Annotated in this window: 11 protein-coding genes; 5 read left to right on the top strand and 6 right to left on the bottom strand. The window is 67.8% G+C overall.

Translation table 11 applies throughout. From position 1 onward, the window contains the following. Positions 1-11: 11 nt before the first annotated feature. From ATJ93_RS01220 to ATJ93_RS01205, 4 genes are all read right to left on the bottom strand, one after another. Positions 12-536 carry a GNAT family N-acetyltransferase gene (locus ATJ93_RS01220; RefSeq protein WP_120242822.1) on the bottom strand — a complete coding sequence of 175 codons (525 nt, stop codon included), beginning with the start codon at positions 534-536 and terminating at the stop codon, positions 12-14. 160 nt (positions 537-696) lie between these two features. Then, positions 697-1,332, bottom strand: coding sequence for a CBS domain-containing protein (locus ATJ93_RS01215; protein ID WP_120242821.1), 636 nt, complete (start codon positions 1,330-1,332; stop codon positions 697-699). Between the two features lie 113 nt (positions 1,333-1,445). Beyond that, positions 1,446-2,210 (bottom strand): GTP cyclohydrolase III, encoded by a 765-nt coding sequence (locus tag ATJ93_RS01210; protein WP_120242820.1) that lies wholly within the window; start codon positions 2,208-2,210, stop codon positions 1,446-1,448. A 114-nt stretch (positions 2,211-2,324) separates the two neighbouring features. Next, on the bottom strand, positions 2,325-2,651 hold the full coding sequence (locus ATJ93_RS01205; RefSeq protein WP_120242819.1) for a DUF5785 family protein: 327 nt from the start codon (positions 2,649-2,651) through the stop codon (positions 2,325-2,327). 305 nt (positions 2,652-2,956) lie between these two features. On the opposite strand from ATJ93_RS01205, the gene ggt reads away from it, so the two are divergent. Next, entirely contained in the window at positions 2,957-4,891 is a 1,935-nt protein-coding gene (ggt, locus tag ATJ93_RS01200; protein ID WP_120242818.1) for a gamma-glutamyltransferase, read from the top strand. Between the two features lie 84 nt (positions 4,892-4,975). On the opposite strand, the gene ATJ93_RS23420 is transcribed toward ggt, so the two are convergent. Next, positions 4,976-7,051 (bottom strand): hypothetical protein, encoded by a 2,076-nt coding sequence (locus tag ATJ93_RS23420; RefSeq protein ID WP_170155495.1) that lies wholly within the window; start codon positions 7,049-7,051, stop codon positions 4,976-4,978. Positions 7,052-7,277: 226 nt separating this feature from the next. Beyond that, positions 7,278-8,450 (bottom strand): succinyl-CoA:mesaconate CoA-transferase, encoded by a 1,173-nt coding sequence (gene mct, locus ATJ93_RS01190; RefSeq protein ID WP_120242817.1) that lies wholly within the window; start codon positions 8,448-8,450, stop codon positions 7,278-7,280. A 136-nt stretch (positions 8,451-8,586) separates the two neighbouring features. Here mct and glmS point away from each other — a divergent pair, with 136 nt between their 5' ends. Genes glmS through mch form a run of 4 tightly spaced genes read left to right on the top strand, consistent with a single transcriptional unit; the run spans position 8,587 to position 12,894 of the window. Continuing rightward, complete coding sequence (gene glmS / locus ATJ93_RS01185; RefSeq protein ID WP_120242816.1) at positions 8,587-9,042, top strand: methylaspartate mutase subunit S; 456 nt, start codon at positions 8,587-8,589, stop codon at positions 9,040-9,042. Between the two features lie 6 nt (positions 9,043-9,048). Further along, positions 9,049-10,506: a methylaspartate mutase subunit E gene (locus ATJ93_RS01180; RefSeq protein ID WP_120242815.1), complete on the top strand. Its 1,458-nt coding sequence runs from the start codon at positions 9,049-9,051 to the stop codon at positions 10,504-10,506. Then, positions 10,506-11,807 carry a methylaspartate ammonia-lyase gene (locus ATJ93_RS01175; RefSeq protein WP_120242814.1) on the top strand — a complete coding sequence of 434 codons (1,302 nt, stop codon included), beginning with the start codon at positions 10,506-10,508 and terminating at the stop codon, positions 11,805-11,807. The genes ATJ93_RS01180 and ATJ93_RS01175 overlap by 1 nt, the downstream gene beginning before the upstream one ends. Next, positions 11,800-12,894 (top strand): 2-methylfumaryl-CoA hydratase, encoded by a 1,095-nt coding sequence (gene mch, locus ATJ93_RS01170; RefSeq protein WP_120242813.1) that lies wholly within the window; start codon positions 11,800-11,802, stop codon positions 12,892-12,894. Before ATJ93_RS01175 ends, mch begins: the two co-directional genes overlap by 8 nt. Positions 12,895-12,937: the final 43 nt, after the last annotated feature.

Raw genomic sequence — 12,937 nt, 5'->3', positions numbered from 1 at the left:
CGGGTCGTTGGTTACTCGTCCTCCTTTGAGTGTGTATCGTTTTCGGATTGCGCCGGTCGGTCATCGCGATCCGTGAGTGACCGCTCCATCGTCACGCGAAACGTGTCGAAGCCCCGTTCCCTGTAGAACCGGCGTGCGGCCTCGTTGTCGGCCATAACCTCCAAAATCACGACCTCGGCCCCCCGATCGGCGAGCGCGTCCTCGGCCGCCTCGAGCAGCGCCGCACCGGTCCCGCGATCGCGGTGGATCGGTTCGACGTAGATGTTCGAGATCGTTCCGCGGGTGGCGTCGAGGTCGAGGGTGCCGTGCTCTATGGAAAACGAGACGAAGCCGACGAGGGCGCCTTCGGTTCGAGCGACGAGCAGCCCGTCGGTGGCCTGGTGGGCGGCGAGCGTTTCGCGCATCCGATTTCGATTCGCGTCCGCGCGCACGTAGGAGTCGTACGCGCGCTGTCCGCGGGCCAGTCGGACCCACAGCTCCGTGACGGCCTCGACGTCGTCGCTCGTCGCGGGTTCGATCGTTACGTCAGCCGACATGGATGGAAAGCAGGGTCGAGAATCGGCGTCGGCCGCCGGAGACGTCTCATCGTCGGGTCCTCAATCGCCCCCGCCGAAAGGTCTTTTCATCGCCTCGAGGAGAGCGTGGGAAGCCCGGGGACGAGGGACGGGAGGGGAGACTGGAATTCGAACGCGCCCGCTACACCGCTCGGCAGTCCGGACAGACGAGTTGGCCGTTCGACTCCTGGAGCGACTCGGCTAACGAGCCGCAGGCCTCGCAGACGCCCTGCGTCGTGTACTCGTCGCCCCCGTTGGCGAGGGCCCGGTCGTCGGCCTCCGCAGCGGTGGATTGGGCCGCCGGGTCCTCCGGTCGCTGTCCGGGTTCCGATCCCGGCCCGGGCCCCGGAACCGCACCGTCCGAACTCGAGCGAGAGCGGGGTGCGACCGTCGCCTGGAACGAACTCGCGGCGGCGATGACGTCGCGCTGGGTGACGACCCCGCGGACGCCCTCCTCGTCCTCGACGACGACGTTCCGGATGTTCTCGCGGGTCATCAGACTCGCGGCATCGGTGAGCGAGCGGTCCGGTGCGACCGAGATGACCGGCGTCGTCATGACATCGCCGACGGTCAGCTCGCTCGGCTCGCGCTCGTCCGCGACGAGGTCGAGCAGGTCCCACTCGGTCATGATGCCGACGGCGTCGGCGCCGCGTACGACGAGGACACAGCTCGCGCGCTCGTCTCGCATGAGTTGCACGGCTCCGCGGACCGTATCGGACTCGCTGACGCCGACGTAGTCGGTCGTCAGGACGTCCGTGACCGACAGTTCCGATTCCATGTGTGAACGATACGCACAGACAGGCTAAAAGCTACCCCCGCTACGCTTAAGCGAGTCGCCGGCGAAGATTTACGGATCGGGGGTACTGGCTATTCCCACTCGAGATCGATCGGCTACTCCCACTCGAGTTCGACCCGGGTGCCGTCCGCCCGGCAGGTCTCGAGGGCGTGCTTTGCAGCGTAGCCGGCCTCGTGGGCGCTGTCACCGCGACCGACGCCGACTTGCAGGTCGACGTCGACGGCCTCCGCGACGTGGTGGATCGCCTCCTCGTAGTCGGGTTCCTCGAGGTCGGGACAGACGACGATGACGTTGTCGCCGCCGACGAAGAAGGAGAGGCTGTCGTGGGTGTGGCGCATGTGGCGCATGAGTTCGGCGTAGCCCTGTTCGATCTCGATGAACGTGTCGAAGGCGTTGAGTTCGTCCGTGTAGGTCCCCGTGGCGTTGATGACGTCGAAGTGGGCGATCTGGACGTCACCCTCGGTTCGGTGGCCGTCCTCGATGGCGCGGCCCTCGAGGACCTCGCGGCGGTCCTTGTCCTGGGCGCTGCCGGCCTCCTGCAGGCGCGTCGTCGCGTCCGAGAGCGCCTGCACGGGGGTCGTGCCGGTCGCGACGCCGAGGCTGAGCGTGACCGGATACCGGTTGCCGATCGAGTCCTGCAAGCGCGCGTGGTCCTCGATCGAGAGCCCGTTCGTGACGGCGATCATGTTGTCGAAGCGGGTGAAGAAGACGTAGCCGTCGCGGGCGCCGACGAACTGAGAGATATCGGCGTACAGGCGGGACTGCATGGTCTGCAGGTCGGTTTCCCGACGAGGCTCGGGCGTCACCGTCCACGGGCCGTAGTTGTCGATCTGAAGGAGCGTAACCTGCGTGTTAGTCACTGTAGGCCCACGTTTCGACGCCCGTCGTATAAGTGATACGTAATCCAGATTCGTGATGCGGGACGCGATGCCACAATCCGCGTCCGGGACGGCGGCTCCCGTTCGATCGGGCGGTTACGCGTGTTTCTTCTCGGGGTTGACGCCCTTCGGGTGGTACATCCAGAAGTCACCCTCGCGCATGGCGTTGCCGACGGCCTTGTGCATCTGCACCATTTCGTCGAACTCCTCGGCGTCGACGTACTCGAAGATTTCACGCATCGCGACGACCCGCTCGTGGTTGACCCGGATCGGGTAGTCGCCGTACTCGTCGACGAACTCGGCGACGTTGAGCGGGAAGTCCTCCTCCTCGTCGACCTTGTCCGCGATGATCCGCATGTCGTACTTGCGGCGTCCCTCGCTGCCTTCCTCGCCGTCGGGATCGACTGGCCAGTCGCTGCTCATGGTATACTCGGACGTGTGTAGGGGTCCCGCAAAAGGGTTACTGTTACTGCCGTTCGTCGCGACCGACGGCCGTCCGGACGACAAACGCGGCGGGATACGACGACCACGGGATCGGAGCGCGGTGACCGACGTGACAAAGAGGGGATATCGGGGTCGCTAAACGCTCTCGAGGCGATGACTCTCCGAGAAACTGCGTCGATAGCGCGCTGATTTTACCGTCGCTCCGATAGTGATGTGTGACATAAATATAATACAGATTAAAGATTTTTCCGGGACTGGGTGGTGGAGCCGGTGTCGACCCAGCTATGCCAGGTGACCCCTCATCAAGGACGGACGGACGGGACGGCAGTCGTATCGATCGGCGGCGGTTTCTCGCGCTCGCAGGCGCGAGCGCCGGGGCACTTTCGCTCGGTGCCTCACCGGCAGCCGCCACCGAGACACCCGAGGACCTCGCGTCGGCCGACCTCGACGGCTTCGACTGCGGCCAGCCGACGTTCGAGTGCGGCCAGCAAGTGACGGCTGCGGGCGGAATGGTCTCGGCCGAGGATCCGCGCGCGTCGGCGGCCGGCGCTCGCGTCCTCGCCGAGGGCGGTAACGCCATCGACGCCGCCGTGACGGTCCAGTACGTGCTGAACGTCGTCTCCCCGCAAGGGTCGGGTATCGGCGGCGGCGGGTTCATGGTCGTCTACGACGCCGAGAGCGACAGCGTCCACTGCATCAACAGCCGCGAACGCGCGCCGCGGGACGCACACCCGGAGATGTTCCTCGACGACGGGGAACCGCGGGATTTCGACGCGGCCATCCAGCGCAGCGAGGCCATCGGCGTCCCCGGCACGCTCGACGCCCTCGAGACGGCCCGCGAGCGGTTCGGGACCCGGCCCCGCCAGCGGCTGATTCGGCCCGCGATCGACCTCGCCGCCGGCGGATTCACCGTCGACGAGTACCTCTCCGAGGTGATCGCGGAAAACCGGGACAAGTTCAACGACGCCGCGCGCGAGGTCTTCCTCGACGCGAACGGGAACGTCCCCCAGCCCGGCGACAGGCTCGTCAACGAGGACTTCGCGGAGACGCTCGCGTTGATCGCCCGCGGCGGCCGCGACGCCTTCTACGAGGGCCCGATCGCCCGCGACATCGCCGCCACGGTCGAGAGCCTCGAGGGCGGCCCCGGCATCGACGAGCGGGACCTCGCGGAGTACTCGGTGACGATCGACGAACCGGTGCGCAAGGAGGCCTACGACTTCGAGATCGTCGGCCAGCCCGTGCCCACCTCGGGGCCGACGACCATCGCGATGATCATGCGGATGCTCGAGTTCCTCGGGGTCGAGGAGTACGACATCCGCGCACCCGAGAAGTACCACCTCATCGCCGAGGCGAACCGCGTCGCCTGGGCCGACCGGGACCAGTACATGGGCGACCCCGAGTTCGTGGACGTGCCGATCGAGGGGCTGCTGGACGACGACTACCTCCGGCAGCGCGCCGCTCGGATCGATCTGGATAGCGTCATCGCCGACTACGCGGCCGGCGAGCAGGTCCCGCCGGGCGTGCCGGCGGGTGCGCCCGAGCGGTTCACGCCCGACTGGGCCGCGACGGCGTCGACCGCCGACCCGGTCAGCTCGACCGCCCACTTCACGACCGCCGACCGCCACGGCAACGTCGTTTCCTACACGACGACCATCGAACAGCTCATGGGCTCGGGGAAGATGGTCAACGGCCGCGGGTTCATGCTCAACAACGAGCTCACGGACTTCGACTTCGAGCCCGGCGGACCGAACCAGGTCCAGCCTCGCAAGCGCCCGCTGAGCAGCACCAGCCCGACGATGGTCTTCCGCGACGGCGAGCCGATCTTCACCGCCGGCTCGCCGGGCGGCTTTACGATCATCACCAGCGTCCAGCAGGCCATCCTGCACCGGCTCGTCTACGGCCTCGAGCCGCTCGAGGCGATCCGGGAGCCGTCGATCTTCAGCGCCAGAAGCTACGACGTCATGTGGGAGCCGGAGGTTCCGGCAGCGGCCGTCGAGTACGGCGAGGCGCGCGGCCAGCCGTGGGCCGACGAGCCTGAGACGATCGGCAACGTGCAACTGATGGACATCGGTCCAAATGGGTTTACGGGGGCTGCGGATCCCGCTCGAGACGGACTGGCCGTTGGGGTGAATCTGCCCCAGGCTCGAGGGCGGAGTCCTGACGAGCACCCCGAATCGAAGCGGTCGAAACAGTCGAAATCGAAGTCCGAGGGTCGCTGACGGACCCGGCGATCCGTTCGCGGCCTCGGGATCGACTCGTCGCCGTCACTACAGATTATTTTTCTCGAGCACCACCTTCCGTTCCTAATCTTGGCTTCGAATCATGTACCCGAGACTGAAGATTTCCGCCTCCGTCGGCTGATTCGACAGAAGCGTCGCCGCTCGAGCGGGCGATCGGAACGTCGTCGATCCGGCGTAGGGCATGGCGTAGGCTGCCTCGAGTGCTCCGTCCCCGTCGGTTGCCAGATCGAGCCCGTCCGCGAGGAACCGATCGCGCTCGAGGCCGTAACAGAGCGCGACCGAATCGGTCGCGGTGACGATTCCGACGTCCGACGGCGCGTGCTCGGCACCGTCTCCGTCGACGATCGAGGGGAGAGCCCCGGATTCGCCGAGCCCCGAACCCTGCAGCCAGAGGTCGAAGCGCGCGGACGGATCGACGTCGGCATCCGCCTCGAACGACGCCAGTTCCTGCGCGACGTCGGCGTGGTCGGAATAGCACAACGACCGAAGCGACGACGTGCCCGAGCCGGCGATCGGAACCGTAAATTGCTGCTGTTCGCCGGACTCCAACGCGATACCGTCCGTCGTCCGACCGAGGCAGACCTCCTCGAGCGCCGCGTCGTCCACCGCGCCGTCGCCGTCGTCCCCGAGCGCGAGCGCCGCAGCCTCCTGCTCGGCGACGTAGGCACTGGGATCGCAGGGCATCGCGTACGCGGCAAGCAGGTCGGCACCCTCGCTGCCGTCGGCCGTTTCGACGCGACACTCGAGTTCGTCCCCCGAAAGCAGGCGCTCGCGATCCAGCGCGCGGAAGACGGTCGCCCGATCGGTGGCCATGCTGCCGTCGGGGTAGTCGCCGTCGGCGTAGCCGCCGAAATCGCCGATGTACTCCCACGCCGCGTCGTCGCCCTCATCCCCAGCGCTCTCCGCAGTACGGACCGCTAGTCGGTGGTCGTGGAACCCGAAGCCGTCGCCGATCAGCCAGAGGGCGAATCTGTCGGCCGGGTCGAACCCGTCCTGCGCCTCGAGCGTGGCCAGCCACGCGTACAGGACCCGATCGCGGGCGATCGTCAGCGTATTGACCGAGTCGCCGTCGACTTCGGCGCCCTCGACGTTCGGGACGAACGGGTCGAACCCGCTTTCGGTCGGGACGTACCCGTTGCGGACGTACCAGCCGACGCCGGCCGCGCCGGCCTCGAGCGAGGCCCGGAGGTTCATCCGCAGCGCCTGCTTGCTCGGCGTGTGGTTCGGGTTGACGGTGTGGCTCTGCCCGAGGTAGAAGACGGGCCGCTCGAGTTCGGTCCGGACGTTCGAGACGAGGCTGCGCACGGCCGCGTTGGCCGGCTCGGGACCGACGTCCTTCTCGTACCAGCCGCGGTAGAAGTCGACGAACCCGAAGTCGGGATCCGCGTCGTGTGCCTGCAGCCCGTCGGCCAGCGCCGCGAACACCTCCGGACGCTTCGAGTCGACGATGTACGGAAAGTGGACGAACGGTCCGACCTCGAGAGCGTCGTTGGCCTCCCGGACGGCCGACGCCTGCGCGGCGAAGATTTCGGGGCCGTACTCGAGCAGGTTCTGGACCGCCGCCTCGTTCCACTCCCCGCCCTCGACCCACTCGCCCATCACGGGGGCCTCCTGCCAGCAGATCGCCCGGCCGGAATCGAACAGTTCGCCGTGTCGCCGGGCCACCGCTCGGAGCTGCTCGAGGTGGGCCTCGCGGGCCTCGCCGTCGGTCGCGAGCCGGTCGGCGGGCACCTCGCTCAGCAGGCCGACGTTGAGCCAGACGTCCAGTCCGAACTCGCTCGCGGCGACCATCGGCTCTTCGAGTTTCTCGACCAGCGGCGTCTCGCTGGAGTGCGTGGCCACGAGGACGACCGCGAGGTCGTGGCGTCGCGCGAACGCGTACAGGTTCTCGCGAACGGGCTCGTCCTGCCACAGGCCGGCGCCGAGCCAGAGGAAGTCCTCGCGGGGACCCGACCGTCGACTCGAGGCCGGCGGCGCGGTGGAGTCGGCATCACTGGGCCCGTCGGACGATTCGTCGCGAAGTCCGCGGTAGCCAGCGTAGCCGCCTGCCAGTCCAGTTCCGAGCACTCCAGCAGCGAGATAGCCCCGGCGGGAGAGGGCAGCGTCGATACTCGTATCGTCCGTAGCGTCGTCGACCATGGGTATGGTTGTCGCTCGAGCGCGCGATAGGACCGGGCGCTCGATACCGCCCCGTATCACGGTCGGCGGCTTCAGCGTTGGCCCGGCACCGTCCACGCGGCGGTGCGGTAGTCGCTCCGTACACCCACCGACGAACCCGGCGGCCGCTCCGCTCCCCTTCTCGAGCACGGGCCGAGCACCCAAAACCGAGCAGAATCGACGAACCGGAAACGGACCGCACCTCGCCTCAGTCGTCGGCCGCCACCTCGCTTTCCTCGCCCAGCACGTCCTCGCGGTGTTCGTCGAGCAGCGGCGCCCGGCCGCGCGGTTCCGGCGGCGTCGCGGTCATCTTGATCGGGTTCCCCGCGATCTCGACCGTCTCGCCCGCTCCGGGCTGTTCCACCGGCACGAGCATGTCCCGATCGTGCACGTGGGGATCGTCGAAGATTTCCTCGGTCGACTGGACCGGCGCGGCCGGTACGCGGCCCTCGAGTCGGCCGACCAGCTCGTCGGTTTCGAGGCCGCTCGCCCAGTCGGCGATCTGCTCGCGGAGGTGCTCGCGGTGCTCGAGGCGATCGGCGGCGGTCGGATGGGCGTCCGCGAGGTCCTCGCGGTCCATCGCGTCGCACAGCGCCTGCCAGTGGTTGGTGCCGAAGGCGGCGATGACGGCGTACCCGTCGTTAGTTTCGAACGCGTCGTAGGGAAACAGCGTCGGGTGGGAATTCCCCTGCCGCGTGGGCGCCTCGCCGGTGTAGGACTGCTGGTAGATCGCGCGCTCGGTGAGGCTGAGCATCGAGTCGTACATGCCGGTGTCGACGTACTGCCCCTCGCCGGTCTGTTCGCGGTGATTGACGGCCGCGAGGATGCCGATGCAGTTCAGCGTCGCGGTGAAGAGGTCGCCGATGCCGGGGCCGACCTTCGTCGGCGGCCCGTCCTCTTGGCCCGTGATCTCCATCACGCCGCCCAGCGCCTGCGCGATGAGGTCGAATGAGGGCTGGCCCTGCCGGTCCGTCTCCCCCGTGCGCGGATCGCCGAACCCGCGGATCGAGGAGTAGATCAACCCCGGGTTGTGCTCGCGCAGCGTCTCGTAGCCGAGGTCGTACTTCTCCATCGTGCCCGCGCGGTAGTTCTCGACGACGACGTCGGCCTCCTCGACGAGCGAGAGGAAGTCCGCGCGGTCCTCCTCGTCGCCGAAATCGAGCTCGAGGCTCTTCTTCCCGCGGTTGACGCTCTGGAAGTAGCCGCCGTAGGCCTCCTCGTCGGGATCGGAGACGTACGGCGGGTTCGAGCGGATGAGATCGCCGCCGGGGCGCTCGATCTTTACCACGTCCGCGCCCATGTCCGCGAGCAACATCGTACAGTACGGGCCGGCGAGCACCTGGGTCAGATCCAGCACGCGCAGGTTCGAAAGCGCACCCATGGAGCCACCGTCCCGGGCCGGACGCAAAAACCTTTACTATCAATAATGATGTTGTGGCTGTATGCCACACTGTTCGGTTAAACACCATTAAAGAATATTATCATGGAAGATCATTAACTTTATAGCCCGCGCTCTCATCGTCGCGAATACGATGTCCGGAACGGTCGTCCTCGGCGTGATCGGCTCCGACGCTCACGTCGTTGGCATCACGATCCTAGAGCAGGCGTTCAGCGCGGCAGGCTTCGACGTCGTCAACCTCGGCGTCCAGACCTCCCAGGAGGAGTTCGCCGAGGCAGCCGTAGCACACGACGCCGAGGCCGTACTGGTCTCCTCGCTCTACGGACACGCCGAGCAGGACTGCCAGGGCTTCCACGAGGTCTTGGAGGACGCGGGCGTCGAGGCCGTCACCTACATCGGCGGCAACCTCGCCGTCGGCCAGGACGACTTCGAGCAGACGCGGCGCACCTTCCGCGAGCTCGGCTTCGATCGGGTCTTCGACTCCGAGACCGACCCCGAGGAAGCCATCGCCGCCCTCCGGCGGGACCTCAAGATCACACCGACCGAGTCGGAACGCGCCACGGTGAGTTCGTAGATCTCGATGATACGCGACGAACGCATTCCGGCCGACCAGCTACGGCGCATCGACGAGGAAATCCGGTCCGACTGGCCCACCGGCGACGAGGTCGACTTCGAGGAAGCAATTCGCTACCACGAGTCGCTCCCCGACCGTAAGCGGTTCGCAGACGTCCTCGAGTCGGCGGACAAACCGCTCCTGCAGCCGCGGGCGGGCGTCCCCCGCCTCGAGGACCAGATCGAACTGCTCGAGTACCTCCACGGGGAGGGGAAGGCGGATCTGCTCCCCACCACCATCGACTCGTACACGCGCGACAACGAGTACGAGAAGGCCCAGGAGGGACTCGAGAATGCCCGCGAGACCGGCGAGGACACCTTGAACGGCTTTCCTGCGGTCAATCACGGCGTCGAGGGCTGCCGGAAACTGATAGAGGCGATCGACGCCCCGATCGAGGTCCGCCACGGGACCCCCGACGCCCGGCTGCTCGCGGCGATCACCTTCGCGGGCGGCTTCCAGAGTTTCGAGGGCGGTCCGATCTCCTACAACATTCCGTACACCAAACGGCACGGGCTCGAGGAGACGATCGAGCGCTGGCAGTTCGTGGACCGCCTCGCGGGAGCCTACACCGAGCGGGGCGTGCGGATCAACCGCGAGCCGTTCGGTCCCCTCACCGGCACGCTCGTGCCGCCGTCGATCGCGATCGCGATCATGCTGATCGAGGGGCAACTCGCCGCCACGCAGGGCGTGCGCTCGATCACGCTCGGCTACGGACAGGTCGGTAACGTCGTCCAGGACGTGGCCGCCCTGAACGCCTTACAGAAGCTCGGCGACGAGTTCCTCCCCGACGAGGTCGTCGTCACGACGGTCTTCCACGAGTGGATGGGCGGCTTCCCGCCGGACGAGGCCCGCGCGAACGGCGTCATCGGCCTCGGCGGGATGACCGCCGCCATCGCACAGCCCGACAAGGTCATCACGAAGTCGCCCCAGGAGTTCCAGGGCGTGCCGACCAAGGAGGCCAACGCCGCCGGCCTCCGCACCACGAGACAGGTCATCGACATGGCGATCGAGCAGAACATCGACATCGACGGCATCCAGGAGGAACAGGACCTGATCGAACGCGAGACGCGGTGTCTGATGGACACCGTGCTCGAGCACGGCGACGGCGACGTAGTCCAGGGGACGCTGAAAGCGTTCGAGTCAGGCGCGCTCGACGTTCCCTTCGCACCCAGCGACAGCGCGAGAGGCGCCGTGCTCCCGGCCCGCGACGACGACGGCCGCGTCCGCATCTTCGAGTGGGGCGATCTCGCGATGGACGACGATATCAAGGAGATCCACAAGGCCCGGCTCTCCCGGCGCGCCGACACCGAGGGCCGCGATCAGTCCTTCAGGATGGTCGCGGACGACGTCGACGCGATCAGCGACGGGAAGCTCATCGGCCGACCGCAGTCGCGGTCGCAATCGACCTCGCAGGGTGATATCTAATGACGACCGAGACGACGATTACGGCGATCCACGCGACGCCCGGCTACTCCGGGTTCTTCTTCGACGACCAGCGCGCGATCAAGCGGGGCGCCCGCCAGGACGGATTCACCTACGACGGCGACCCCGTAACCGAGGGGTTCGACGAAATCCGCCAAGCCGGCGAGACGCTCATCGTCGACGTCGAACTCGAGGACGGTACGACGGTGCGGGGCGACTGCGCCGCGGTGCAGTACTCCGGGGCCGGCGGCCGCGATCCGCTGTTTCAGGCCGACGAGTACGCGCCCGTCGTCGAGGGCCCCGTCGCCGACGAACTCGAGGGCCGGGACCCGACCGCCTTCCTCGAGAACGCGGAGGCACTCGAGGAGTTGCAAGTGAACGGGGATCGGCTCCACACGGCGATCCGCTACGGCGTCTCGCAGGCGCTGTTGGCTGCGGCTGCCGGCGCACAAAACACCACGCGGACGGACGTGCTCGCCGACGCACTCGGCACCGAGCCCGCGACCGAGCCGGTGCCGGTCTTCGGCCAGTCCGGCGACGACCGCTACACCAACGCCGAGAAGATGTTCGTCAAGCGCGTGCCCGTCCTGCCCCACGGGCTCATCAACAGCCGCGAGAAGATCGGCGCGGACGGCGAGACCCTGCTCGAGTACGTCGAGTGGCTCGGGAAACGCTCCCAAGAGTTAGGCCCCGACGACTACGAGCCGCGGTTCCACATCGACGTCTACGGCATGATCGGTGAGCTCTTCGGCCCGCCCTACGACCGGGTCGAGGTCGTCGACTACTTCGCGGATCTCGAGGCAGCCGCCGCGCCGTACCCGATCCAGATCGAGGGGCCGATGGACGCGGGCGGCCGCGCCGAGCAGATCCACGCGATGGTCGAACTGCGCGAGGGACTGGCCGATGCCGGCGTCGGCGTCGACATCGTCGCCGACGAGTGGTGCAACACGCTCGAGGACGTGCGGGCGTTCGTCGACGCGGGTGCGGCCGACCTCGTGCAGGTCAAGACGCCCGATCTGGGCGGCGTCCAGCGCAGCGGGCGGGCGGTCCGCTACTGCGAGGGGACCGACACCCGCGCCTACCTGGGCGGGACCTGCAACGAGACCGAGACGTCCGCACGCGCCTGTGCGCACGTGGCGTTGGCGACCGACGCCGCGCAGGTGCTCGCGAAACCCGGCATGGGCTTCGACGAGGGGTACATGATCGTCGAGAACGAGATGCGGCGGACGGTCGCCCGCCGGGAGCGAGCGCAGCGACGGACCGACGCCTCGGCCGAAAGCGACGAGGTGACTGCCGATGACTGATGACGACTCGATCGAGTGGACCGACCCCGACACCTTCGCGCGGGCCCTCGAGCGCGCCGAAACGAAGGAGAAGGGCAACTACTTCGAGGACTTCGCGGAGGGCGCCGTCCTCGACCACGACCGCGGCCTCCGGCTCACCCGCTGGGGCAACGAGACGTGGATGAGCCAGACGCTGAACCACGATCCGGCCTACTGGCGCACCGACGCCGCCCGCGAGCGCGGGTTCGACGAACCGCCGATCCATCCCGACTACCTCACCGCGGCGACGCTCGGGATCACCGTCGAGGATTTGAGCGAGAAGGGCGGCTACTTCCTCGGGCGGACGGACGTGCGATTCCCCGGCGCGCCCGTCTCGCCGGGCACTGAACTCCGCGTCGAGAGCGAAGTCGTTTCGACAGCAACCTCGAGTTCGCGCCCGCAGTACGGCATCGTCACTTGGCGGACGCGGGGACGAGACGCCGAGACGGACGACGTCCTCTGCTCGTACGAACGGACGAACATGATCCCGCGCCGGGAGCCGCTCGAGACCGACGGAAGCGGCGCGGCGGCGGCCGAGGACGATGGCGACGGCGACGACCCCGCACCTGACCTCCCCGAGACCTTCGTCACCCCCGACGGCGGCTCCTACGAGGACTTCGTCGCGGCCCTCGAGGACGCCGCCGACCGCGACGCGGCCGTCGCTTATCGCCACGAACGCGGCCGCACGCAGGACGACGTCACCGTGGCCTCGCTGCCGCTGGCGACGCTCAACACCGCCAAACAGCACCACAACGCCGACGCGATGGCCGACGCGCCCTCGGGCGACATCGTCACCTACGGCGACGTGACCCGCTCGACGGCGCTCGGTCACGCTCGCTCGGACGAACGGACCTGGCGCGAGGTCGGCTTCGACGACGAGTCGTTCCACACCTTCGTCACCCCTGGCGACACCGTCTACGCGTTCACGCGGGTGCTCGAGGCCGACGACGACTCGAGCGCGCCCGAGGAGGCGGGCACGGTCCGCTTCGAACACGTCGCGTTCAACCAGAACGACGAGCCCGTCTACTCGGGTATTCGAACCGCGGAGATTCAGAAGCGATCCCGATAGCACACCGACGACACCCACCGGAACACCCCCATCCAACCCACAA

Source organism: Halopiger aswanensis (assembly GCF_003610195.1).
Lineage (GTDB): Archaea > Halobacteriota > Halobacteria > Halobacteriales > Natrialbaceae > Halopiger > Halopiger aswanensis.
Note: the sequence above shows the minus strand (reverse complement) of the source record. Positions and strands in the feature narration are given on the sequence as shown.